Raw genomic sequence first — 22,959 nt, 5'->3', positions numbered from 1 at the left:
CTGCAGGAGCTGGCCGAGGAGTGGGCGGCCGGCCCGAAGCCCAAGGAGCAGCAGCCGAGCCGCAGCGAGGAGCTCTACGCCCGTCTCGAGTGGCTCGCCCAGCGCAAGGAACTGCTCACGCTGGTCGCCAAGCGGCTGGAGGAAGGCGCGATCGCCGGCATGCTCCGCCTGGCCCCCGACGACCCCGACGGCCTCCTGGACGAGATCGCCGAGAATCTCCGCCGGCAGATCGCGGAACGGGAGACGGAACTGGCCGCCCTGCTGAGCCGGTGATCCCGGGCCGGGGCGTGGACCGGGGCGTGGACGGAAGTGAGGCGCGTCGCCCGCGGCCGCCCGTGGCGCACAGCCTTCGGGTAGCGTCGGGGCATGCATTTCGGAGCTGGTGTGCCCACGGTCGGGGTCACGGACCTCAAGGACGGCGACTTCCTGCTGGACGTCCGCGAGGACGACGAGTGGCAGGCGGGTCACGCCGAAGGCGCGCTGCACATCCCCCTCAGCGAGTTCACGGCCCGTTACGGCGAGCTGACCGAGGCGATGCCCCAGGACGGACGCGTCCATGTGATCTGCCGCTCCGGCGGACGCTCGGCCCAGGTCGCGATGTACCTGGTCCAGCAGGGCGTCGACGCGGTGAACGTCGACGGCGGCATGCAGGAGTGGGCGGCCTCGGGCCGGCCCGTCGTGACGGACGAGGGCAAGCCCGGGCACGTGCTGTGACGGCGGGGCCGGCGCGCGCCGGCCGGCTTCCCGTCGCGTGCGCACCCGCCCCGCCGGAGACGTCCCGGCCCGCGGTGCGGGGCGCCGGTGCCGAAGGGCCGCGGTCCGTTCCCCTCCGGGCGCGCGCCGGACTGACGGGGCGTCAGGAGGGCGGGCCGGGGTGGGCCCGCCGGGCGGTCCTGAGTACCGTTCCGGTGCGGCGCCGGGAAACGGCGTGCGCGGGGTACGGCGCCCCGCGCGGCCGGGCGCCCGCACGAGGACCGGCATCGGGAGCGGGGCGGAATGGACGCGCACGACGAGGACTCGAACGTCCCGCACGGGCGCCGCGGGCCGCGTGGCACCGCCGGGGCCCCGTCCCCGGGCGGGGCCGGACGGACCGGTGCGGCGCCGGCTCGGCCGGAGGGCCGCCCCGGGGGCTCTCCCGGGCCGGACGACGGACCGGACGGCAAGTCGGACGACGGACCGGCCGACGGGCCGGAGGACGGCCCGGGCCCGGTGCGGGGCGGGGTCGCCGCGCTGCCGCCGCCGTACCGGATCGGGGCCGCCCTGGCGCTCGCCGTGGTCGCGCTGGTCGTCTGCGCGCACCTCGGGATGGTCTTCCTGCACGTCGCGCCGTCGAACACGGTGTCGAAGCAGCACGGGAAGGCCATCGGCGACTGGATCTACCCGGAGTTCGAGCAGAACTGGAAGCTGTTCGCGCCGAACCCGCTGCAGCAGAACATCGCCGTCCAGGCGCGTGCCGAGATCCGCACCGCGGACGGCGGAATCCGGACCACCGGCTGGTACGACCTGTCCGCCCAGGACGGCCGGGCCATCGACGGCAATGTGGTGCCCAGCCACACCCAGCAGAACATGCTGCGCCGTGCCTGGGAGCTCTACGGGGCCACGCACGACAGCGACAACCGGCCGGTGGGCCTGCACGGCACCCTGGCGGAGCAGTACCTGCGCCGCATCGTGGTGCTGCGGCTGCACCGCGCCCGCGCGGCCGGCGCGGACGGCGTCGTCGAACGCGTCCAGGTCCGCTGCCGCATCGCCGAGGTGCCCCCGCCCGCGTGGAGCAAGGAGAAGGCGCGCGGCAGGCCCGAGCACCGTCAGCTGCCCTGGTGGACGGTGCCGGCCGACGAGTCCCGGGGCGGGCTGCGATGAACCGGCTCGCGACGGCGGTGGCGTACGGGGTCGGCCGGGTCACCGGAGAGGCCCTCGGCCCCTACCAGAGCGCCGTGATACGCATCGGTTTCTCCGTGACCTGGCTGCTGTTCCTGCTGCGCGAGTTCCCCCACCGCCACGAGCTGTACGGCCCCGACGGGCCGTGGAGCCGCTCCCTCGCCCAGCAGCTGATCGCGGACAACGGCGCCTTCACGGCCCTGCTGTGGTTCGACGGCCGGTTCTGGTTCGAGACCGTCTACGCGCTGGCCGTGCTGGCGAGCCTGCTGCTCGCGCTGGGCTGGCGCACCCGCACGTCGTCCGTGCTCTTCATGGTCGGCGTGCTGTCCCTGCAGAACCACAGCGTCTTCGTGGGCGACGGCGGCGACAACGTGCTGCATCTGATGGCGCTGTACCTGGTCTTCACCCGCTGCGGCCAGGTGTGGTCGCTGGACGCGCGGCGGGCGGCCCGGGCGCGGGCGGCACGCGCGTGCGGGAAGCGGGTGCCCGACCGGGCCGGTCCCGTCCTGTGGAGCGTGCTCGGGCTGTTCCTGGCCGCGGTCACCGCGCTGGGCAGGCTGGAGGGCGAGTGGTTCGTTCCGGCGCTGCTGTGGGCGGTGTGGCTGGGGCAGGCCCTGTGGTGGGCCGTCGGACGGCGCGCGGGGGCGGTTCGGCCGCGGGCCCTGCTGGACGTCGTCGCCCATGTCGTGCACAACGGCGCCCTGTTCGTGATCATGGCCGAGACCTGTCTGATCTATGCCACGGCCGGCTGGTACAAGGTCCAGGGCTCGCGCTGGCAGGACGGCACCGCCGTGTACTACCCGCTCCACCTGGACTACTTCTCGCCCTGGCCGGCCCTGGCCGAGCTGCTGTCCGCCAACGGCACGCTGGTGATGGTCGTGAGCTACGGGACGGTGCTGGCGCAGGTCGCCTTCCCGTTCGCGCTGCTCAACCGGCGGGTGAAGAACGTCCTGCTGGCCGTCATGATGACCGAGCACGCGGTGATCGCGGTCGTTCTGGGACTGCCGTTCTTCTCCCTGGCGATGATCGCGGCGGACGCGGTGTTCCTGCCGACGTCCTTCCTGCGCCGGCTGGGCGGCCGGGCGGCACGCGTGCGTGCCCGGCTGCCGCGCCGCGGCGGCCGGACCCCGGCGGGGAACGGAGCGGACGCCTCCGAGGGCACCGGGCCCGCCCGCGTAGGCTTCCCGGCATGAGCGACCCCGTACGCGCCTGGCACCGGCTCTGCGACACCTGTGTGCTCCTCGACGGCTTCCACGCCCTCAAGCACGCGGTCCGCTTCGGCGCCGAGGTGCCGGTGGCGGTCACCGCCGACCGGCGGGCGGCGCTGGCCCTCGCCGACGAGCTCGCCCCCGATGTGCGGGAGGAGCTGGACGCGCTGCTGAGCGAGGTGCCGCAGGAGACGTACGCCTCGCTGGTGCCGCGCCCGCACCCCACCGCCGTGGCCGCCCTGGCCGTACGGCCCTCCCGCGAGGCCAATCTGCGGACGCTGGCCCGTACGCCCCGCAGGGCGCCGGTGGTCGTGCTGGACCAGCCGCGCAATCTGGGCAACGCGGGGGCGGTGATCCGTCTGGCCGCCGGTTTCGGGGCGACCGGGGTCGTCACCACCGGCACCCTGGACCCCTGGCATCCGACGGTGGTGCGCGGCGGCGCGGGGCTGCACTTCGCGACCGCCGTGGAGCGGCTGGAGGTGGACGCACTCCCGCCCGGACCGCTGTTCGCGCTCGACCCGGAGGGCGAGGACATCCGCGGGGTGAAGCTGCCCGACGACGCCGTGCTCGCCTTCGGCTCCGAGCGCAGCGGCCTGTCCGCCGCCCTGCGGGCGCGCACCGACCATCTGCTGGCCCTGCCGATGCGCCCCCGGGTCTCCAGCTACAACCTGGCCACCAGCGTGGCGATGACGCTGTACCACTGGAGTGCCGCCGGGGGCGCGTCTGTGCCCTGACAGGGGCGTGCCGTTCCTGCCGGACGCCCTTTCGCCCTTCCGGCCTCCGGGACTTTCGCCCTTCCGGCCTTTGGAGAAGGAGAGGCCCTCGGAGGCTTCTCCGAGGGCCTTTCCGGGTCTTGGGAGGTGCGCGAAGGACGTCCGGGGACGTCCGGAGGGTCATGCCTCCCGGCGGATCTCCACCACCCGGAAGCGGTTCGCCACGAAGGCGCCGTCGGTGAGGGCCGCGTTGGCCGCCGGGTTGCCGCCCGAGCCGTGGAAGTCGGAGAAGGCGGCGGTCTGGTTGACGTACACCCCGCCGGTGAGGTTGAGCGACAGCTGGGCGGCCTCCTCCAGGCACACCTCCTGCACCGCCTGCTCGACCTCCTCGTCGGTCGTGTACGCGCTGACCGTCATCGCGCCCTTCTCGCGAACGGTGCGGCGCAGCAGCTCCACCGCGTCGGCGGCCGAGTCGACGGCGACGGCGAAGGAGACCGGGCCGAAGCACTCGCTCATGCAGGCGGCCTCGGCGTCCGGCTTGGCGCCGTCCAGCTTCACGATCACCGGCGTGCGCACCACCGCGTCCGGGAAGTCGGGGTGCGTCACCTCGCGGGAGGCGAGGGCGACCTCCCCGAGGGAGGGCGCGGCCTCCAGGCGGGCCTTGACGTCCGGGTTGACGAGCGCGCCGAGCAGCGCGCAGGCGCGTGCGTCGTCGCCGAGCAGGCCGTCCACCGCCTTGGCGAGGTCGGCGGTCACCTCGTCGAAGGACTTGGGGCCCTGGTCGGTGCGGATGCCGTCGCGGGGGATCAGCAGGTTCTGCGGGGTGGTGCACATCTGGCCGCTGTAGAGGGACAGCGAGAAGGCCAGGTTGGACAGCATCCCCTGGTAGTTGTCGGTGGACTCCACGATCACCGTGTTGACGCCGGCCTTCTCGGTGTAGACCTGCGCCTGGCGGGCGTTGGCCTCCAGCCAGTCGCCGAAGGCCGTCGAGCCGGTGTAGTCGATGATGCGGATCTCGGGGCGGGTGGCCAGGGTCTTGGCGATGCCCTCGCCGGGCCGCTCGGCGGCCAGGGCCACCAGGTTGGGGTCGAAGCCGGCCTCGGCGAGCACCTCGCGGGCGATCCTGACCGTCAGCGCGAGCGGCAGCACCGCGCGCGGGTGCGGCTTGACCAGGACCGCGTTGCCGGTGGCCAGGGAGGCGAACAGGCCCGGGTAGCCGTTCCAGGTCGGGAAGGTGTTGCAGCCGACGACCAGCGCGATGCCGCGCGGCACGGCCTTGAACGTCTTGGTGAGCTTCAGCGGGTCGCGCTTGCCCTGCGGCTTGGTCCACTCGGCGGTGTCGGGGGTGCGGACCTGCTCCGCGTACGCGTACGCCACCGCCTCGAGGCCGCGGTCCTGGGCGTGCGGGCCGCCGGCCTGGAAGGCCATCATGAAGGCCTGGCCGGAGGTGTGCATGACCGCGTGCGCGAACTCGTGCGTCCGGTCGCTGATCCGCTTGAGGATCTCCAGGCACACCACGGCCCGCATCTCGGGGCCCGCGTCCCGCCACGCCCGCTGGCCGGCCCTCATGGCGGGCAGCAGCACGTCGATGTCCGCGTGCGGATAGGTCACACCCAGCTCGATGCCGTACGGCGAGACCTCGCCGCCCACCCAGTCGTCGGTGCCGGGCTGGCCGAGGTCGAGGCGGGTGCCGAGGAGGGCGTCGAAGGCGGCCTTGCCGGCGGCCGCGTCCAGACTGCCGTTCTCCCCGTAGGCCTTGGGGTGCTCGGGGTGGGGGGACCAGTACGCGCGGGTGCGGATCGCCTCCAGCGCCCGGTCCAGAGTGGGCCGATGCCTGGTGATCAGCTCGTGCGCGGTCGGTTCGGCGGCCATGCGGGACCAACTCCTCGTCTCAAGAGCTCCTCGCCGAGCTCATGACCTGGGCGGAACCCTGCTCCCAGCATGGGCAGGAACAGGCGGTCGGAGTTAGAGTAACCGAACGATCGGTCGGTACAAGGGGTCCGCCGCATCTGTGGACAACGTCGTGCGGGAGGATCACGCACATGACAGCACTCGACCTCAGCAGCCCCGTGGCCGTCGTCGGCACCGGCACCATGGGCCAGGGCATAGCCCAGGTCGCGCTGGTCGCGGGACACCCCGTGCGCCTGTACGACGCCGTGCCGGGGCGGGCCCGGGAGGCGGCCGACGCGATCGGCGCCCGGCTCGACCGGCTCGTCGAGAAGGAGCGGCTCAGCGGCGCCGACCGGGACGCGGCCCGCGCACGGCTCAGGCCCGTCGACGACCTCGCCGGGCTCGCCGGCTGCTCCCTGGTCGTCGAGGCCGTCCTGGAACGTCTGGACGTCAAGCAGGAGCTGTTCCGCGAGCTGGAGGGCATCGTCGGCGACGACTGCCTGCTCGCCACCAACACCTCCTCCCTGTCGGTGACCGCCATCGGCGGCGCGCTGCGCGTCCCGGGCCGGCTGGTGGGCCTGCACTTCTTCAACCCGGCCCCGCTGATGCCGCTGGTGGAGGTGGTCTCCGGGTTCGCCACCGACGCCGCCGCGGCCACGCGCGCGTACGAGACGGCCCGCGCCTGGGGCAAGAACCCCGTCGTCTGCGCCGACACCCCCGGCTTCATCGTCAACCGCATCGCGCGCCCCTTCTACGCCGAGGCCTTCGAGGTCCTGGAGTCCCGGGGCGCCGACCCGGCCACCGTCGACGCCGTCCTGCGCGAGTCGGGCGGCTTCCGGATGGGCGCCTTCGAGCTGACCGACCTCATCGGACAGGACGTCAACGAGTCCGTCACGCACTCGGTGTGGCAGTCCTTCTTCCAGGACGTGCGCTTCACGCCCTCGCTCGCCCAGCGGCGCCTGGTCGAGTCCGGGCGGCTGGGCCGCAAGAGCGGACGCGGCTGGTACGACTACGGCGAGGGCGCCGAGCGCCCCGAGCCGCACACCGCCGGGCAGGAGCGGCCTCCCGCGCACGTCGTCGCCGTGGGCGACCTGGGCCCGGCCGCCGACCTGCCCGCGCTGATCCGCGAGGCGGGCATCCCCGTCCGCGAGGAGGACCAGAGGGGCGAGAGGGACGGGGCCCCCGGTGCCTGTCTGGTGCTGCCGGGCGGTGGCCGGCTGGTCCTCGCCGACGGGCGGACCTCCGCGGAGCTCGGCGACGCCGTCCACTTCGACCTGGCGCTCGACTACCGCCGTGCCACCCGGATCGCCCTGTCCGCCTCCCCGCGCACCGCCCCGCGGACCCTGGCGGAGGCGACCGGCCTGTTCCAGGCGCTCGGCAAGAAGGTCAGCGTCATCGGCGACGTGCCCGGCATGGTCGTGGCCCGGACGGTCGCCCGGATCGTCGACCTGGCGTACGACGCCGTCGCCCGGGGCGTGGCCACCGAGGAGGACGTCGACACCGCCATGCGGCTGGGCGTCAACTACCCGCTCGGCCCCTTCGAGTGGAACCGCCGGCTCGGCCGGACCTGGGCCTACGGCCTCCTGGACAATCTGCACCGGCGCGATCCGTCCGGCCGCTGCGCACCGTCGCTCGCGCTGTACCGCCACACGCACGCCACCGACGAGCGGGAGGGCACCCCATGACCACCGCCAGGCGCGACACGTACACGCCCGAGACACTGCTGTCCGTGGCCGTGCGGGTCTTCAACGAGCGCGGCTACGACGGCACCTCCATGGAGCACCTGTCCAAGGCGGCCGGCATCTCCAAGTCGTCGATCTACCACCATGTCTCCGGCAAGGAGGAGCTGCTGCGCCGGGCGGTCAGCCGGGCGCTGGACGAGCTCTTCGGGATCCTCGACGAGGAGCAGGCGCGCACGGGGCGTGCCGTCGAGCGCCTGGAGTACGTGGTGCGGCGCATGGTCGAGGTGCTGATAGCCGAACTGCCGTACGTGACCCTGCTGCTGCGCGTGCGCGGCAACACCGTCACCGAGCGCTGGGCGCTGGAGCGGCGCCGGGAGTTCGACCACCGGGTGGCCGAGCTGCTCAAGGAGGCGGCCGGGGACGGGGACGTGCGCGCCGATGTGGAGGTGCGCCTGGCGACCCGGCTCGTCTTCGGCATGATCAACTCGATCGTCGAGTGGTACCGGCCCGACGGGCGCGGCATGGGGGCGCGCGAGGTGGCCGACGCGGTGGTGCAGCTCGCCTTCGGGGGACTGCGCAAGGCCGGCGCGGCACGGGGGTGAAGGAGCCGCCGGCTCCCCTTCCCCCGCGGGGCCGGCCGGGAAAACCGATGGGCGGCGGCCGGGCGGACGCCTACCCTCGCTCCTGATGGAGATCTCCTTCCGGAAGCTGCCGGACAACCAGCACGAGGTTCTGGTCCGTGCCCGCAAGGGGCCGGACGTCAGGCTGCCCGCCCAGCCGGTCGGCCCGACCATGCCGCACGACCTGGTCCACGCGGTCGTGGAGACCGCGCTCGGGATCGACGACGGCTTCTGGGGTGCGATGGCGCGCGGCGCCACCTTCCAGGGCTTCGAGTTCGTCACCCCGCGCCGCCACCGCCGGTCCGGGATGAAGGTGCTGCGCCGGGGCGGCGACGCCGTGATGGCCGCCGAGCTCCGTGTGAACTGGGCCTACCGCGTGTGGCGCGGCCTTCCCACGGAGGGCCGCGGTGTCGGCCGGGCGCCGCTCGACGCGGACGCGCTGGCCAGGACCGGACCACGGCTGGACGCCGCCGCCGCGCGCTGGGCCGCGGTTCCCGTCGGCGGGGAACTCCTCTGGCGCTGGGGCGTGGACCGCTAGGGGCCGTCCCGCTTCCGCCGCCGGGCCCTGCCGTCCCGCTCCCGCCGCTTTCCGCGGACGGGGACGTTCCGTCCGGCCGTCCCGTCAGCCCTGCGGTTCCAGGTCCTCCTCCTCGAACACCAGCAGCGTGCGCGTGCTGAGCACCTCGGGGATCGCCTGGAGCCGGGTGAGCACCAGCTCGCGCAGCGCCCGGTTGTCCGGGGTGTGCACCAGCAGCAGGACGTCGAAGTCCCCGCCGACCAGGGCGATGTGGGAGGCGCCGGGAAGCTGTCTGAGCTTCTCGCGCACGGTGCGCCAGGTGTTCTGCACGATCTTCAGCGTGATGTACGCGGACGTGCCCTGCCCCGCGCGCTCGTGGTCGACCCGGGCGCCGAAGCCGCGGATGACGCCGTCCTCGACGAGCCGGTTGATCCGGGCGTAGGCGTTGGCGCGCGAGACGTGGACCCGCTCGGCGATCGACCGTATCGAGGCACGGCCGTCCACTTGCAGCATCCGCAGGATCGCCTGGTCGACGGAGTCCAGCGGCCGGGGCGGCGGAGCCGGGCCGTCCGGGGCCTTGGCGTTCTCGGCCATTTGTTCAGCTGCCATGTCCCCCCGCCTCCTCGCCGTGGACGTCCTGCGTCCATCTCAGGCTGTGGAGAACCGTTTGTCCACAGCCTGGGTCCGCCTGTGGCCAAAATGTGCCGGCGACCGAACAATCGGTAGGTGGGGTGGGTCACAGGCGACCCGCCTCCCGTAGCCGCTCCCACGAGGAGGTGCCCGCCATGACGGTCATGGAGCAGCGCAGCGCGTACCGGCCGGCTCCGCCGCCCGCCTGGCAGCCCCGGACCGATCCCGCGCCGCTGCTGCCCGACGCGGAGCCCTACCGCGTCCTGGGGACGAAGAAGGCAGAGAAGGCCGACCCGGAGCTGCTGCGCCGGCTGTACACGCAGCTGGTGCTCGGCCGCCGTTACAACGTCCAGGCCACCGCGCTCACCAAGCAGGGCCGACTCGCCGTCTACCCCTCCAGCACCGGCCAGGAGGCCTGCGAGGTCGCCGCCGCGTTCTGTCTCGAGGAACGCGACTGGCTCTTCCCCAGCTACCGCGACACGCTCGCCGTCGTGGCACGTGGCGTGGATCCCGTCGAGGCCCTCACCCTGCTGCGCGGCGACTGGCACAGCGGTTACGACCCCTACGAGCACCGGGTCGCCCCTCTGTCCACCCCGCTCGCCACCCAGCTGCCGCACGCCGTCGGGCTCGCCCACGCCGCCCGCCTCAAGGGCGACGACGTGGTGGCCCTGGCCATGGTCGGCGACGGCGGCACCAGCGAGGGCGACTTCCACGAGGCGCTGAACTTCGCCGCCGTCTGGCAGGCCCCCGTCGTCTTCCTGGTGCAGAACAACGGCTTCGCGATCTCCGTCCCGCTGGCCAAGCAGACCGCGGCACCGTCCCTGGCCCACAAGGCCGTCGGGTACGGCATACCGGGCCGTCTGGTCGACGGCAACGACGCCGCCGCCGTGCACGAGGTGCTCAGCGACGCCGTGCGGCACGCGCGCGCGGGAGGCGGCCCGACCCTCGTCGAGGCGGTGACCTACCGCATCGACGCCCACACCAACGCCGACGACGCCACCCGCTACCGCGACGACGCCGAGGTCGAGGTCTGGCGTGCACACGATCCGATCCAGCTGCTGGAGCGGGAGCTGACCAAGCGCGGTCTGCTCGACGAGGACGGCGTCGCGGCCGTCCGCGAGGAGGCCGAGGCGATGGCGGCGCGGCTGCGCGAGCGCATGAACCAGGACGCGCCGCTCGACCCCATGGACATGTTCGCCCACGTGTATGCCGAGCCGACGCCGCAGCTGCGCGAGCAGCAGGAGCAGCTGCGCGCCGAACTCGAGGCCGAGGCGGAGGAAGAGGAGGCCCGATGACCACTGTGGCGCTCAAGCCGGCCACCATGGCCCAGGCCCTCACGCGTGCGCTGCGCGACGCGATGGCCGCCGACCCCGCCGTGCACGTCCTGGGCGAGGACGTCGGCACCCTCGGCGGTGTCTTCCGCATCACCGACGGTCTCGCCAAGGAGTTCGGCGACGACCGCTGCATGGACACCCCGCTGGCCGAGGCCGGCATCCTCGGCGCCGCCGTCGGCATGGCCATGTACGGTCTGCGCCCGGTCGTCGAGATGCAGTTCGACGCCTTCGCCTACCCGGCGTTCGAACAGCTCGCCAGCCATGTGGCGAAGATGCGCAACCGCACCCGCGGAAAGATGCCCCTGCCGATCACCATCCGCATCCCCTACGGCGGCGGCATCGGCGGCGTCGAGCACCACAGCGACTCCTCCGAGGCGTACTACATGGCGACTCCGGGGCTCCATGTCGTCACGCCCGCGACCGTCGCCGACGCCTACGGGCTGCTGCGCGCCGCCATCGCCTCCGACGATCCGGTCGTCTTCCTCGAGCCCAAGCGGCTCTACTGGTCGAAGGACTCCTGGAACCCGGACGACCCGCAGCCCGTTGAGCCGATGGGCCGTGCGGTGGTGCGGCGCACCGGCACAAGCGCCACGCTCATCACCTACGGTCCGTCGGTACCCGTCTGCCTCGAAGCCGCCGAGGCGGCTCGGGCCGAGGGATGGGACCTGGAGGTCGTCGACCTGCGCTCGCTGGTGCCGTTCGACGACGAGACGGTGTGCGCGTCGGTGCGGCGGACCGGACGCGCGGTCGTCGTCCACGAGGCGGGATCCTTCGGCGGCCCGGGCGGGGAGATCGCCGCCCGGGTCACGGAGCGCTGCTTCCACTACCTGGAGGCGCCGGTGCTGCGCGTGGCCGGTTTCGACATTCCCTACCCACCGCCGATGCTGGAGCGGTACCACCTGCCCGGCGTCGACCGGATCCTGGACGCCGTGGCGCGTCTGCAGTGGGAGGCCGAGAGCTGATGACACAGGTGCTGGAGTTCAAGCTCCCCGATCTCGGGGAGGGGCTCACCGAGGCGGAGATCGTCCGCTGGCTGGTCGACGTGGGCGACGTGGTCACCGTCGATCAGCCGGTCGTCGAGGTCGAGACGGCCAAGGCGATGGTCGAGGTGCCCTGCCCCTACAGCGGCGTGGTCACGGCCCGCTTCGGCGAGGAGGGCACGGAACTGCCCGTGGGCGCACCCCTGTTGACGGTGGCGGTCGGGGAACCGGACGCCGATGGCGAGACCGGGGGCTCCGGCAACGTCCTGGTCGGCTACGGCACGGGAGCGCCTCCGGCCCGCAGACGCAGGGTGCGCCCGGCACCGGTGACGTCGGGAGCGTCGGGGACGCCGAAGGCTTCGGAGGCGTCCAGGGCTTCGGGGTCGTCGAAGGACTCGGGGACGCCGAGGAAGCCGGCCGCGAGGAGGAGGACACCGGCCGCGGACGGTGTGCCGCGCCCGGCGGGAGCCCGTCCGGCCGCGCCGGCCGAGCGGTCCGCCGAGGAACCCGTCCCCGTGATCTCGCCGCTGGTGCGCCGGCTGGCCCGGGAGAACGGCGTGGACCTGCGGCAGCTGTCCGGCTCCGGGCCCGACGGGCTGATTCTGCGCGCGGACGTCGAGGACGTGCTCAGGGCCAAGGCGGCGCGCAGCCGGGCCGCCGCGGCACCGGCCGCCTCCCCCGCGCCCGCACCGCAGCGGGCCTCCGGTACCCGCATCCCGCTCAAGGGTGTCCGCGGTGCCACCGCCGACAAGCTCTCCCGCAGCCGCCGCGAGATACCGGACGCGACCTGCTGGGTGGACGCCGACGCCACGGAGCTGATGCGGGCACGGGCCGCCATGAACGCGGCCGGGGGACCGAAGATCTCCCTGCTCGCCCTGCTGGCCCGCATCTGCACCGCCGCGCTCGCCCGCTACCCGGAGCTCAACTCCACGGTCGACCTGGAGTCCAGGGAGATCGTCCGGCTGGACGCGGTGCACCTCGGCTTCGCCGCGCAGACCGAGCGCGGGCTGGTCGTCCCGGTCGTACGGGACGCGCACACGCGGAACGCCGAGTCGCTGACCGCCGAGCTCGCCCGGCTGACCGAGGCGGCCCGGGCCGGCACCCTGGCCCCCGCGGATCTCACCGGCGGCACCTTCACCCTGAACAACTACGGCGTGTTCGGTGTCGACGGCTCCACACCGATCATCAACCACCCCGAGGCCGCCATGCTCGGCGTCGGCCGCATCGTCCCCAAGCCGTGGGTGCACGAGGGCGAGCTGGCGGTGCGGCAGGTCGTCCAGCTCTCGCTCACCTTCGACCACCGGGTGTGCGACGGCGGCACGGCCGGCGGTTTCCTGCGGTACGTGGCCGACTGCGTGGAGCAGCCGGCGATGCTGCTGCGCACCCTGTGACGCAGATCCCTGCGCCCACGACCCGCCCGCGTTCTTCCAGGACGCGGGCGGGTCGCATACTCGGGGGGTGACCGCCTGCGAGGAGTCCTTCTTCTACGACGCCGTCGTGCTCGCCGGGGGTGCCGCCCGGCGGCTGGGCGGCGCCGACAAGCCGGGGGTGCGCGTCGGCGGCCGTACCCTGCTCGACCGTGTGCTCGCCGCCTGCGCCGACGCACGCACCACCGTCGTGGTCGCCGATCCCCGTCCCACCGCGCGCCCCGTGTGCTGGGCGCGCGAGGAGCCGCCCGGCGCGGGTCCGCTCGCCGCGCTCGACGCCGGACTGCGCCGCACCACGGCGGACCACGTCGTCGTTCTCTCCGCCGATCTTCCATTCCTCCGGCCGGTCACGGTACGGCGGCTGCTGAGCGCCCTGTGCGCCGGTGAGGCCGACGGCGCACTGCTCACCGACGCCGACGGCCACGACCAGCCGCTCGTGGCCGCCTACCGCGCGCACACGCTGCGCCGCGAACTGGCGGCGCTCACCACCCGTCGTACGGCATCCGGCGACCGGGGCACCCTCGCCGGGCTGCCGCTGCGCCGGCTGACCGCCGCCTTCGACCTCGTTCGCGTCTTCGACGATGTCGCCTCCTTCGACTGCGACACCTGGGACGACATCGCCACCGCCAGGGCACGTATCAGGGAGCATGGGCACGTGTTGGATGAATGGATTTCCGCAGTCAAGGACGAGCTGGGCATCGACCTGGACGTCGACGTCCGCGCACTGCTCGACCTCGCCCGCGAGGCCGCGCACGGCGTGGACCGGCCCGCGGCACCGTTGACCACCTTCCTCGTCGGCTATGCGGCCGCCCTGCACCAGGGCGGTCCCGAGGCGGTCGCCGAGGCCTCCCGCAAGGCCGCCGCCCTCGCCCGGCGCTGGGCGAAGGAGGCTTCCGCGGACACCGCCGCCCCCCGTGCCGGCAAGTCCGACACGGCTTTTGGCGCCACGCCCGACTCCCGTCCGGACGCCTGATGACCGCCCGTGGTGCACAGGTCGCCGATGACGCCGGTGACGCCGAGGATCTCGACGTCGAGGAGGCGCTCGCCCTCGTGAACGAAGGCAACGGCCCCGCTTCCGGCGGCGCCGCCCCGCACTCCCCGGCGGCCCGCCACCGGGACACCCCCTGGCCGCAGGCCCGCGAGATCGCCGCCCGCGCGGTCCGTGCCGGTGCCCGCCGCGCCCCCGTGTCGGTGCCTCTCGACGCCGCCCTGGGCCTGGCCCTGGCCGCACCCCTGACCGCCCTCACCGACCTGCCCGCCTTCGACACCTCCGCCATGGACGGCTGGGCGGTCGCCGGCCCCGGCCCCTGGACCGTGCGCGGCGGAGGCGTCCTGGCCGGGCACGACGAGCCGGAGCCGCTGACCGACGGCGAGGCCGTGCGGATCGCGACCGGCGCCCGTGTCCCCCCGGACACCACCGCCGTGCTGCGCAGCGAGTACGGCCGCACGGACGCCCAGGGCAGACTGCACGCCCTCTGCGAGGCAGGACACGGAAAGGACATCCGCCCGCGCGGTCAGGAGTGCCGCAGCGGGGACCAGCTGCTGCCCCCCGGCACCCTGGTGACCCCGGCGGTGCTCGGTCTGGCCGCGGCGGCCGGGTACGACGCGCTCACCGTGGTCCCCCGTCCCCGGGTCGACGTCCTGGTCCTCGGCGACGAACTGCTCACCGAGGGCCTGCCGCACGGCGGCCGGATCCGGGACGCGCTCGGCCCGATGCTGCCGCCCTGGCTGCGGGCGCTGGGCGCCGGGGAGACCACCGTGCGCCGGATCGGCGACGATGCGAAGGCCCTGCACGGGGCGATCACCCGCTCCGGGGCCGATGTGGTCGTCACCACCGGGGGAACCGCCGCCGGCCCGGTCGACCACCTCCACCCCACCCTGCGCCGGATCGGCGCCGAGCTGCTGGTGGACGGTGTCGAGGTGCGCCCCGGGCACCCCATGCTGCTGGCCCGCATCAGGGAGGACCAGCATCTCGTCGGTCTGCCCGGCAACCCGCTCGCGGCCGTCTCCGGCCTGCTGACGCTCGCCGAGCCCCTGCTGCGCGCACTGGCCGCGCATCCGGCCCCGGAGCCGTACACGCTGCCCCTGCGGGAGGCAGTGCACGGGCATCCGTACAACACCCGGCTCGTGCCGGTCGTGCTGCGCGGCGACCACGCCGTTCCGCTGCGCTACAACGGTCCCGCGATGCTGCGCGGTGTCGCGGCGGCCGATGCTCTCGCCGTCGTACCACCCGGTGGCGTCCGGCCGGGTCAGGAGACCGAACTCCTCGACCTGCCCTGGGCCGCCGCCGGAATCGGGGTGTGTTTCACGTGAAACTTCCGGGACAGGATGCGATCGCCCGCGAAGCGGACGAGCATCTGACGACCTATCGGGTGGAGCTCCCGCGGAAGATCGTGGAGCGCCCGATACGTCAGGTCGGCAAGCGGCTGTCCCTTGCGCTGCTGGTGCTGCTGCTGACGATTGTGGTGGTCTATGTCGACCGCGACGGGTACCGGGACGCCGGGAAGGACGGCCCGGTGGACCTCATCGCCGCGGCGTACTACGCGACGGTGACCCTCTCCACCACCGGATACGGCGACATCACTCCCGTCAGCGACAGTGCCCGGCTCGTCAACATCTTCGTCGTCACGCCGCTGCGTGTGATCTTCCTGATCATCCTGGTCGGCACCACGCTGGAAGCCCTCACCGAACGCAGTCGTGAGGAATGGCGTCTGAATCGCTGGAGGTCCACTGTGCGCGATCACACCGTCGTCATCGGGTTCGGCACGAAGGGCAGGACGGCGCTTCAGACCGTGTCCGCGACCGGACTGAAGAAGCAGCAGGTCGTCGTGGTCGACTCCAGTTCCAAGGCGATCGACGCGGCCACGGCGGAGGGCTATGTGGGCGTGATCGGGGACGCCACCCGCAGCGAGGTGCTCAAACGGGCCGAGGTGCAGCGGGCGGCGCAGATCATCGTCGCCACCCAGCGGGACGACACGGCCGTGCTGGTGACGCTGACGGCCCGGCAGCTCAACCGGAAGGCGAAGATCGTCGCGGCGGTGCGGGAGGAGGAGAACGCGCCGCTGCTCAAGCAGTCCGGGGCGGACGCCGTCGTCACCAGCGCGAGCGCGGCGGGACGGCTGCTCGGGCTGTCCGTGCTCAGCCCGGCCGCGAGCATGGTCCTGGAGGACCTCATCCAGAAGGGCAGCGGCCTGGACATCGTCGAACGGCCCGTCACCCGGGCCGAGGTGGGCCAGGACCCGCGGACCATGGACGACCTGGTGGTGAGCGTTCTGCGCGGGCACCGGGTGCTGGGGTACGACGACCCGGCCGTCCGGGAACTGGAGTTGACCGACCGCCTGATCACCATCGTCCGGACCACACCGGACACCAAGGTCACCCCGCACACACGGCCGCTCCCCCAGGACTGACGAGGGAACCGGGAGGAAAAGCACGGGAAGGCAGTAGCGTCGGCCCCATGCATGCGATCACGATTCCCGAACCCGGTGGACCCGAGAAGTTGGTGTGGGACGAGGTGCCGGACCCGGTGCCCGGTGAGGGGGAGGTGCTGATCGATGTGGCGGCCAGCGCCGTCAACCGGGCCGACATCCTGCAGCGGCAGGGCTTCTACGACCCTCCGCCCGGCGCCTCCCGGTACCCCGGCCTGGAGTGCTCCGGGCGGATCGCCGCACTGGGGCCCGGGGTGTCCGGCTGGGCCGTCGGCGACGAGGTGTGCGCGCTGCTCTCGGGCGGCGGCTACGCCGAGAAGGTCGCCGTCCCGGCCGGCCAGGTGCTGCCCGTTCCCAAGGGCGTCGGTCTGAAGCAGGCCGCGGCGCTGCCCGAGGTGACCTGCACCGTCTGGTCCAACGTCTTCATGATCGCTCATCTGCGCCCCGGCGAGACGCTGCTCGTGCACGGCGGCTCCAGCGGCATCGGCACCATGGCGATCCAGCTCGCCCGGGCCGTCGGCGCCAGGGTCGCCGTCACCGCCGGCACCCGGAAGAAGCTCGAGCGCTGCGCCGAGCTGGGCGCCGAGATCCTGATCGACTACCGCGAGCAGGACTTCGTCGAGGAGATCCGTCGGGCCACGGACGGGGCCGGCGCCGATGTGATCCTCGACAACATGGGCGCCAAGTACCTGGACCGCAATGTCCGGGCCCTCGCCGTCAACGGCCGGCTCGCGATCATCGGTATGCAGGGCGGGACCAGGGGCGAGCTCAACATCGGCGCCCTGCTCACCAAGCGGGCCGCGATCAGCGCGACCTCGCTGCGGGCCCGTCCGCTCGACGAGAAGGCGGCCATTGTCGCCGCCGTGCGCGAGCACGTCTGGCCGCTGATCGCCGACGGCCATGTCCGGCCGGTCATCGACCGGGAAGTGCCGATGAGCGATGCCGCGACCGCGCACCGGCTCGTGGAGGAGAGCGGGCACATCGGCAAGGTCCTCCTGGTGACGCCCTGACCTGCCGGTACCGGGCCGGCCGGTCAGGGGCCGGCTGGTCCGGGCCTGGCCTGCTTTTGGCCTAGCTCCGGCGCAGACGGAGGGCGATGAACGCGAGCCCGAGGCCGAGGCCGATCAGGATCAGCCCGCTGCCCAGGGGCAGCATCCGCAGCATGGGCTCGGTCCCGGTGCCGGCCCGCGGGGCGGTTTCGGAGGCGGAGCCGTCCGAGGGGCCGGACGTCAAAGGAGCGGCCTGCTGCGGCGACAGGGAGGAGGGAGCGGTCTCCGGGCTGCCGTGCAGGTCCTCGGGGGCTGTGCGGCCGTCGTCCTCCTCCGGCCCCGCCTCCGTCCTCCACCAGGGCGGCCGTCCCGGCCGCTCCCGCCTCGTCTCCGGCCACCGGTTCCTGTGCCGCGAGGGCTCGGCGGAGGGCGAGGAGGACGGCGAGGGCGGCGTGGGCGGTGACGCGGAGGAGGACGAGGTGGGGAAGGAGGAGTCGGGGGAGTCGGAGGGCGAGGCCGGGAGGGACGCCGAGGGCAGCGCCGGGGGCTCGTGGGGCGACACGGTGGCGCCCGAGGGCGTGGGCAGCGCCTCGTGCGCCGAGAGGGAACCGCCGCACAGGACGGCCGCTCCCAGCACGATCAGCAGCCCCGTCACGCGCAGCAGCGCGCGCAGCCATGGAGTCACGCAACAACACTCACATCACCGGCCCCGTCCGGCATTCCGTGATCGGCCGCCGGGACGAACGCACTGCACCATCCGGCTGGGCCGCTGCCTCACGGGCCGCCGGTGCCGTCGGAAGGACGGCCCCGCCGCGCCTTGTGGCCGTGCACCGCGTCCGCACTGCGCACGGGAGCGGACCGGCCGTTGGGACATCGGGCGGATCCGTGCCGTATCCGGCCGTCCGGAGCACGACGGCCCGTCGCCCACGAGGGCGTGGACGGGACCGGTCGTATGCGGTACGCACCGACGGAGGCGGGCCGCACCGGGCCCGTGGCCGGTGCGGCGGATTCCCGGAACGGGGCGCCGGCGGGTTCCCGGGACGCCGCACGACCCTGTACGACAGTGGGCCCGGGCGCTGTCGCGGTCCCCGGGGAGCCCCGGCGCGAGGGCTTACCGGGGCCGGACCACCGCGAGGTCCGGCCGCCGCGCGTGCACCGTCCCGGGGCGGTAGCAAGGAAAGGCAAGGAAACGGGCGACGGGGTGGAGCATCCCGTGCAGGGGCACCACAAAGGGGGTGGGCACGGGTGCGAGAGAATGGTGGTATGGAGATGCCGAGGAACGAACGGTCGTCGGAGAAGCCGCAGATCCTGGTCGTGGGACAGGACGGTATGGCGCTCGGCGGCGGGGACGACGACTCCCGCGAGCCCCCGGTGACGGAACAGGTGGAACAGCCTGCGAAGGTCATGCGGATCGGCAGCATGATCAAGCAGCTCCTCGAAGAGGTGCGCGCGGCTCCCCTGGACGAGGCGAGCCGGAACCGGCTGAAGGAGATCCACGCCAGCTCGGTCAAGGAGCTGGAGGACGGCCTGGCGCCGGAGCTCGTGGAGGAGCTGGAGCGGCTCTCCCTGCCCTTCACCGACGAGGCGACGCCGAGCGATGCGGAACTGCGCATCGCACAGGCCCAGTTGGTGGGCTGGCTGGAGGGCCTCTTCCATGGCATCCAGACGACCCTGTTCGCCCAGCAGATGGCCGCTCGTGCCCAGCTGGAGCAGATGCGCCGCGCCCTTCCCTCGGGCCTCGGCCACGACAGCGACGACTCCCGCACGGGCAGCCGCCAGGGCGGCCCGTACCTGTAGGCCGCGGGTCCGTTCGCGCGGGGTGCGGATCCCTGTGCGCCAGGGGCCCGGCAGGAGGATCCTGCCGGGCCCTTTCGTCATGACCGCCGGGGCTGCCGCGACGGCCTCACGCCCGGTCCCCGGCCGGGGTGCGGTGCGTCCCCCGGCCGCCGCGGGGCCGCTGCTCAGGACGGCGGGTTGCCGGTCGAGACGCTGAGCTCGATCTCGGGCATGTTGTCCGGGTCGACGTCCGTGCCGGCCGAGGGGAACTGGTCCATGACCGTGTCCTGGCCGTAGGTGTTCTCGTCCACCCGCTTGATCTTCATGCGCCACCCCGCGGCCTGGAAGCACTCCTTGACCGATCCGAGGTACTTGAACTGGAAGTTCGGGATCTGGATCTTGTCCGGGTCGTTGTGCGCCTTCCGCGGCTCCGTGCACTCGTCCTCGTCGATCGTCTTCGACTTGTCCGGTCCGCGGTGCCCCGCGACCACCGACGGGGACGCGGAGGCGGTGCTGCCGCCCTCCGCATCGTTCTTGCCGTCGCCGCCGTTCAGGACCAGCGCGACGATCAGGCCGAGGACCACGACGACGGCGACGGCGGCCGATCCGATGATCACCGGCTTGCTGCTCCGGTCGCCCTGCCCGGACGTGTGCTGGGGCGAGCCGGCGTACGGCGGCGGGGTCGGGGCCTGTGCCGGCTGGGCGTACGGCGGCGCGGCGGGCGTCTGGTAGCCGGCCTGCTGCGGGTAGCCGTACCCCTGCGACGGGGCGGGGGTGCCCGTGCCGTACGGGTGGGAGGCCGGGGCCGGCTGGTACGGCGTCTGCACCTGGCCCGAGGGCGCCGGGGAGGACTGGTCGACGGGCGGGAAGACCGCGGAGGCCACGCCCGCGCCGCTCGGTGTCTGGGCGCCGGGGACGATGCTGGGCGGGGCCGCCTGGACGGAGGCCGCCACGCGCAGGCACTCGTCGCGCATGGACTCGGCGCTGGGGAAGCGCTCGTTGGGGTTCTTCCGCAGGGCGCGGGCGATCAGCGCGTCCACCGCCGGGGGAAGCGAGCGGTTGATCGAGGAGGGGGCGACCGGCTCCTCCTGCACATGCGCGTAGGCGATGGCGAGCGGGGAGTCGGCGTCGAACGGCAGCCGTCCGGTGACCAGTTGGAACAGCATGATGCCGACCGAGTACAGGTCGGAACGGGCGTCCACGCCCCGGCCGAGGGCCTGTTCCGGCGACAGGTACTGCGGGGTGCCCACGACCATGCCGGTCTGGGTCATCGAGGTCACACCGGACTGCATGGCGCGGGCGATGCCGAAGTCCATGACCTTGACCACACCGCGCTTGGTCATCATCACGTTGCCCGGCTTGATGTCGCGGTGGACCAGGCCCATCTCGTGGCTGATCTCCAGCGCGGCGAGCACATCCGCGGTGATCTTCAGGGCCTTGTCGACGGGCATCGCGCCGTACTGCCGGACGTCCTCCTCCAGCACCGAGCTCAAAGGACGTCCCTCGACGTACTCCATGACGATGTACGGCGTCGTCATGCCGTCGACCTCGTCCTCGCCGGTGTCGAACACCGAGACGATGTTCGTGTGCGTGAGTTTCGCCACTGCCTGGGCCTCGCGGCGGAACCGCTCGCGGAAGGCCGGCTCCCGGCCGAGTTCGGTGTGGAGCGTCTTGATGGCGACCTGACGGTCCAGCACGGAGTCGTAGGCGAGATGCACCGAGGCCATGCCGCCCTCGCCGAGCAGGTCGCGCAGCTGATAACGGCCGCCGGCCAGTGCCCGCCCCGCGTAGCGGCCGTGTGCGCCGTCCTGGCTCATCTTTCCGTTCCCCCACTAGGCCGTCGGGCGCCCTCGTTGTTCGAATGACTCATTCCTGGCCAAGTCTGCCCCAGGGCACCGACACGTCAAGTTCGGTGCCCGTTCCGTGACCGTACGCGAAGGAACCGTCGCGGAAGCGTTACAGCGGTCGTACGGTCGGTACACAGAATTTGCGCGAAGGCACCCGCACGGGGTTTGATGACCGATCCGTCTCGGGCCGGTTTCCACAGAAGGTCGCCGCACGATCTGGACCGGCGGCTTGCGCGGAGCCTGTAGCGTGGCCGAGGGAGACGCAACAACACCGCGCGCACCGCGGGCAGAAACGACGGCGAGGACTGATGGCACAGCAGCAGCGCGCCCAGGGCCCGTCCGACCCCGAGGCGACTGGCGGCGGTACGTCAGACGCGCCGGAGACGTGGGGCAACGGCGGCCTGGTCGGCGACGGCCGGTACCGGCTGACGCACCGACTCGGTCGGGGTGGCATGGCCGAGGTGTTTGCCGCCGAGGACGTACGGCTGGGACGTGCCGTGGCGGTCAAACTGCTCCGGGCGGATCTGGCCGAGGACCCCACCGCCAAGGCCCGCTTCACTCGTGAGGCCCAGTCGGTGGCGGGGCTCAACCACCACGCGATCGTCGCCGTGTACGACTCCGGCGAGGACGAGGTGGACGGCCAGCCCGTGCCGTACATCGTGATGGAGCTGGTCGAGGGCCGCACCATCCGTGATCTGCTGCACACGGCGGAGGCGCCCGGCCCCGAGCAGGCACTGATCATCGTCTCGGGCGTCCTGGACGCGCTGGCCTACTCGCACCAGCACGGGATCGTGCACCGCGACATCAAGCCCGCCAACGTCATCATCACCAACAACGGCGCCGTGAAGGTGATGGACTTCGGCATCGCCCGCGCCCTGCACGGCGCGTCCACGACGATGACGCAGACCGGCATGGTCATGGGCACCCCGCAGTACCTGTCGCCGGAGCAGGCCCTCGGCAAGGCCGTCGACCACCGCTCCGACCTGTATGCGACGGGCTGTCTGCTGTACGAACTGCTCGCCCTGCGGCCCCCGTTCGTCGGCGAGACCCCGCTGTCGGTGGTCTACCAGCACGTCCAGGACATGCCGGTGCCGCCGTCCCAGATCGAGGGCAGCACCTGCCCGCCGGAACTCGACGGCCTGGTCCTGCGCGCGCTGGCCAAGGAGCCCGACGACCGGTTCCAGACGGCCGAGGAGATGCGCGGCCTGGTCCAGTACGGGCTGCAGATGCTGTACGAGCAGGGCGGCTACACCGGCACCTGGAACACCGGCCCGGTGGAGATGCCCGACGGCCGGCACGCCCCGGCGGGAGGCGTCGCCGCCACGACCGTGATGCCGCACGCCGCCGGCGGCTCCGGCTCGACCACCGCGCAGATCCCGCAGCCGATCCTGCCCTCCGGCTACGGCAGCGGCGACAACGGCGGCTTCGAGGGGCACGGCAACCAGGGCAACGGCCGCGGCAAGCTGTGGATCCTCGCCGTGCTCGCGGTGGTCGCCGTCGTGGCGGGCGTGGCGCTGGCGCTGAACAGCGGCGGCGGTTCCGGGGCCGGCGGCGGCACCGGCACCACCCAGTCGCCCACCAGCACGCCGTCCGAGGACGAGGAGGAGCCGAGCTCCACGCCGAGCGACACCTCGGACGACGACCAGCCGTCGGAGAACACCTCCACGGGCCGGGGCGGCGGCTCGGGCGGAGGCGGATGGCGCTACACGCCGTCCTACCGGCCGTCGTACACCCCGTCCGAGCCCTCCGGCGGCGATCCCACCTTCGAGCCGTCCGAGCCGCAGGCCCCCGGCCCGACGTCCGAGCCGGTGACCCCGCCGTCGTCCCCGGACACGGGCGAGGAGCCGGGCGACGGAACGGGCGACGGCGACGGCGGCGACGGCGGTGCGTCCCAGGGCGGAGTGATCGGGGGCCCGGGGACCGGCGGCTGATCCCGGGCGCTCACTGCGTGAACGCCTCGCACACCGCGCCGTACTCCCGCGTCCACCACACCACGAGGGCCGACGCGGCCGGGAACTGGGAGTCGGCGCGGTGTGCGAG

General features: G+C 73.2%; 20 protein-coding genes and 1 pseudogene. 17 read left to right on the top strand and 4 right to left on the bottom strand.

Annotated elements, in window-relative coordinates; translation table 11 throughout:
* The 5 genes and pseudogenes from CCN35_RS18425 to CCN35_RS18405 form a co-directional block, all read left to right on the top strand.
* A pseudogene (locus tag CCN35_RS18425) lies at window positions 1-273 on the top strand (hypothetical protein); the annotation flags it as partial.
* Between the two features lie 111 nt (window positions 274-384).
* Window positions 385-714 carry a rhodanese-like domain-containing protein gene (locus CCN35_RS18420; RefSeq protein ID WP_067398308.1) on the top strand — a complete coding sequence of 110 codons (330 nt, stop codon included), beginning with the start codon at window positions 385-387 and terminating at the stop codon, window positions 712-714.
* A gap of 282 nt (window positions 715-996) precedes the next feature.
* Window positions 997-1,860, top strand: coding sequence for a DUF5819 family protein (locus CCN35_RS18415; RefSeq protein ID WP_067398305.1), 864 nt, complete (start codon window positions 997-999; stop codon window positions 1,858-1,860).
* On the top strand, window positions 1,857-3,071 hold the full coding sequence (locus CCN35_RS18410; protein WP_067398303.1) for an HTTM domain-containing protein: 1,215 nt from the start codon (window positions 1,857-1,859) through the stop codon (window positions 3,069-3,071). Before CCN35_RS18415 ends, CCN35_RS18410 begins: the two co-directional genes overlap by 4 nt.
* Window positions 3,068-3,820: a TrmH family RNA methyltransferase gene (locus tag CCN35_RS18405; protein WP_086793571.1), complete on the top strand. Its 753-nt coding sequence runs from the start codon at window positions 3,068-3,070 to the stop codon at window positions 3,818-3,820. Before CCN35_RS18410 ends, CCN35_RS18405 begins: the two co-directional genes overlap by 4 nt.
* Window positions 3,821-3,979: 159 nt before the next feature.
* Here the strand turns inward: CCN35_RS18405 and paaN are convergent, their stop codons facing one another.
* Window positions 3,980-5,671 carry a phenylacetic acid degradation protein PaaN gene (gene paaN / locus CCN35_RS18400; RefSeq protein ID WP_067398299.1) on the bottom strand — a complete coding sequence of 564 codons (1,692 nt, stop codon included), beginning with the start codon at window positions 5,669-5,671 and terminating at the stop codon, window positions 3,980-3,982.
* Between the two features lie 170 nt (window positions 5,672-5,841).
* Between paaN and CCN35_RS18395 the strand changes: the two genes are divergently transcribed.
* The 3 genes from CCN35_RS18395 (at window position 5,842) to CCN35_RS18385 (ending at window position 8,529) form a co-directional block, all read left to right on the top strand.
* Window positions 5,842-7,374: a 3-hydroxyacyl-CoA dehydrogenase gene (locus CCN35_RS18395; RefSeq protein ID WP_067398296.1), complete on the top strand. Its 1,533-nt coding sequence runs from the start codon at window positions 5,842-5,844 to the stop codon at window positions 7,372-7,374.
* Window positions 7,371-7,973: a TetR/AcrR family transcriptional regulator gene (locus tag CCN35_RS18390; RefSeq protein ID WP_086793569.1), complete on the top strand. Its 603-nt coding sequence runs from the start codon at window positions 7,371-7,373 to the stop codon at window positions 7,971-7,973. Before CCN35_RS18395 ends, CCN35_RS18390 begins: the two co-directional genes overlap by 4 nt.
* 85 nt (window positions 7,974-8,058) lie before the next feature.
* The gene (locus CCN35_RS18385) at window positions 8,059-8,529 is read left to right on the top strand and encodes a hypothetical protein (protein WP_067398292.1); all 471 of its coding nucleotides are present in this window, start codon (window positions 8,059-8,061) and stop codon (window positions 8,527-8,529) included.
* Window positions 8,530-8,613: 84 nt separating this feature from the next.
* Here the strand turns inward: CCN35_RS18385 and CCN35_RS18380 are convergent, their stop codons facing one another.
* Window positions 8,614-9,117 carry an Lrp/AsnC family transcriptional regulator gene (locus CCN35_RS18380; RefSeq protein ID WP_201450908.1) on the bottom strand — a complete coding sequence of 168 codons (504 nt, stop codon included), beginning with the start codon at window positions 9,115-9,117 and terminating at the stop codon, window positions 8,614-8,616.
* 176 nt (window positions 9,118-9,293) lie between these two features.
* Here CCN35_RS18380 and pdhA point away from each other — a divergent pair, with 176 nt between their 5' ends.
* The 7 genes from pdhA to CCN35_RS18345 all read left to right on the top strand — a co-directional run bounded on the left by pdhA (window position 9,294) and on the right by CCN35_RS18345 (window position 17,317).
* Window positions 9,294-10,433 (top strand): pyruvate dehydrogenase (acetyl-transferring) E1 component subunit alpha, encoded by a 1,140-nt coding sequence (gene pdhA / locus CCN35_RS18375; RefSeq protein WP_086793567.1) that lies wholly within the window; start codon window positions 9,294-9,296, stop codon window positions 10,431-10,433.
* Window positions 10,430-11,434, top strand: a complete 1,005-nt coding sequence (locus CCN35_RS18370; protein ID WP_067398286.1) for an alpha-ketoacid dehydrogenase subunit beta — start codon at window positions 10,430-10,432, stop codon at window positions 11,432-11,434. Before pdhA ends, CCN35_RS18370 begins: the two co-directional genes overlap by 4 nt.
* Window positions 11,434-12,843, top strand: coding sequence for a dihydrolipoamide acetyltransferase family protein (locus CCN35_RS18365; RefSeq protein ID WP_067398284.1), 1,410 nt, complete (start codon window positions 11,434-11,436; stop codon window positions 12,841-12,843). The genes CCN35_RS18370 and CCN35_RS18365 overlap by 1 nt, the downstream gene beginning before the upstream one ends.
* 67 nt (window positions 12,844-12,910) lie before the next feature.
* A complete protein-coding gene (locus CCN35_RS18360; protein ID WP_245863257.1) occupies window positions 12,911-13,852 on the top strand; it encodes an NTP transferase domain-containing protein in 942 nt (313 codons plus the stop codon).
* Entirely contained in the window at window positions 13,852-15,192 is a 1,341-nt protein-coding gene (locus CCN35_RS18355) for a molybdopterin molybdotransferase MoeA (RefSeq protein ID WP_067398282.1), read from the top strand. The genes CCN35_RS18360 and CCN35_RS18355 overlap by 1 nt, the downstream gene beginning before the upstream one ends.
* Window positions 15,189-16,289: a potassium channel family protein gene (locus CCN35_RS18350; RefSeq protein WP_067398280.1), complete on the top strand. Its 1,101-nt coding sequence runs from the start codon at window positions 15,189-15,191 to the stop codon at window positions 16,287-16,289. The genes CCN35_RS18355 and CCN35_RS18350 overlap by 4 nt, the downstream gene beginning before the upstream one ends.
* A gap of 47 nt (window positions 16,290-16,336) precedes the next feature.
* The gene (locus CCN35_RS18345) at window positions 16,337-17,317 is read left to right on the top strand and encodes an NAD(P)H-quinone oxidoreductase (protein ID WP_067398278.1); all 981 of its coding nucleotides are present in this window, start codon (window positions 16,337-16,339) and stop codon (window positions 17,315-17,317) included.
* Window positions 17,318-17,378: 61 nt separating this feature from the next.
* Here CCN35_RS18345 and CCN35_RS18340 read toward each other — a convergent pair whose 3' ends face one another.
* Window positions 17,379-17,981, bottom strand: coding sequence for a hypothetical protein (locus CCN35_RS18340; protein WP_086793565.1), 603 nt, complete (start codon window positions 17,979-17,981; stop codon window positions 17,379-17,381).
* 578 nt (window positions 17,982-18,559) lie between these two features.
* Between CCN35_RS18340 and CCN35_RS18335 the strand changes: the two genes are divergently transcribed.
* A complete protein-coding gene (locus CCN35_RS18335) occupies window positions 18,560-19,093 on the top strand; it encodes a bacterial proteasome activator family protein (RefSeq protein ID WP_067398130.1) in 534 nt (177 codons plus the stop codon).
* Between the two features lie 164 nt (window positions 19,094-19,257).
* On the opposite strand, the gene CCN35_RS18330 is transcribed toward CCN35_RS18335, so the two are convergent.
* Entirely contained in the window at window positions 19,258-20,889 is a 1,632-nt protein-coding gene (locus CCN35_RS18330) for a Stk1 family PASTA domain-containing Ser/Thr kinase (RefSeq protein WP_067398133.1), read from the bottom strand.
* Between the two features lie 338 nt (window positions 20,890-21,227).
* Here CCN35_RS18330 and CCN35_RS18325 point away from each other — a divergent pair, with 338 nt between their 5' ends.
* On the top strand, window positions 21,228-22,850 hold the full coding sequence (locus CCN35_RS18325) for a protein kinase domain-containing protein (RefSeq protein ID WP_086793562.1): 1,623 nt from the start codon (window positions 21,228-21,230) through the stop codon (window positions 22,848-22,850).
* The last annotated feature ends 109 nt before the right edge of the window (window positions 22,851-22,959 follow it).

Source organism: Streptomyces thermovulgaris, from assembly GCF_002155915.1.
Taxonomy (GTDB): domain Bacteria; phylum Actinomycetota; class Actinomycetes; order Streptomycetales; family Streptomycetaceae; genus Streptomyces; species Streptomyces thermovulgaris.
The sequence above is the reverse complement of the archived record's forward strand: the minus strand, read 5'-3'. Positions and strand labels throughout refer to the sequence as shown.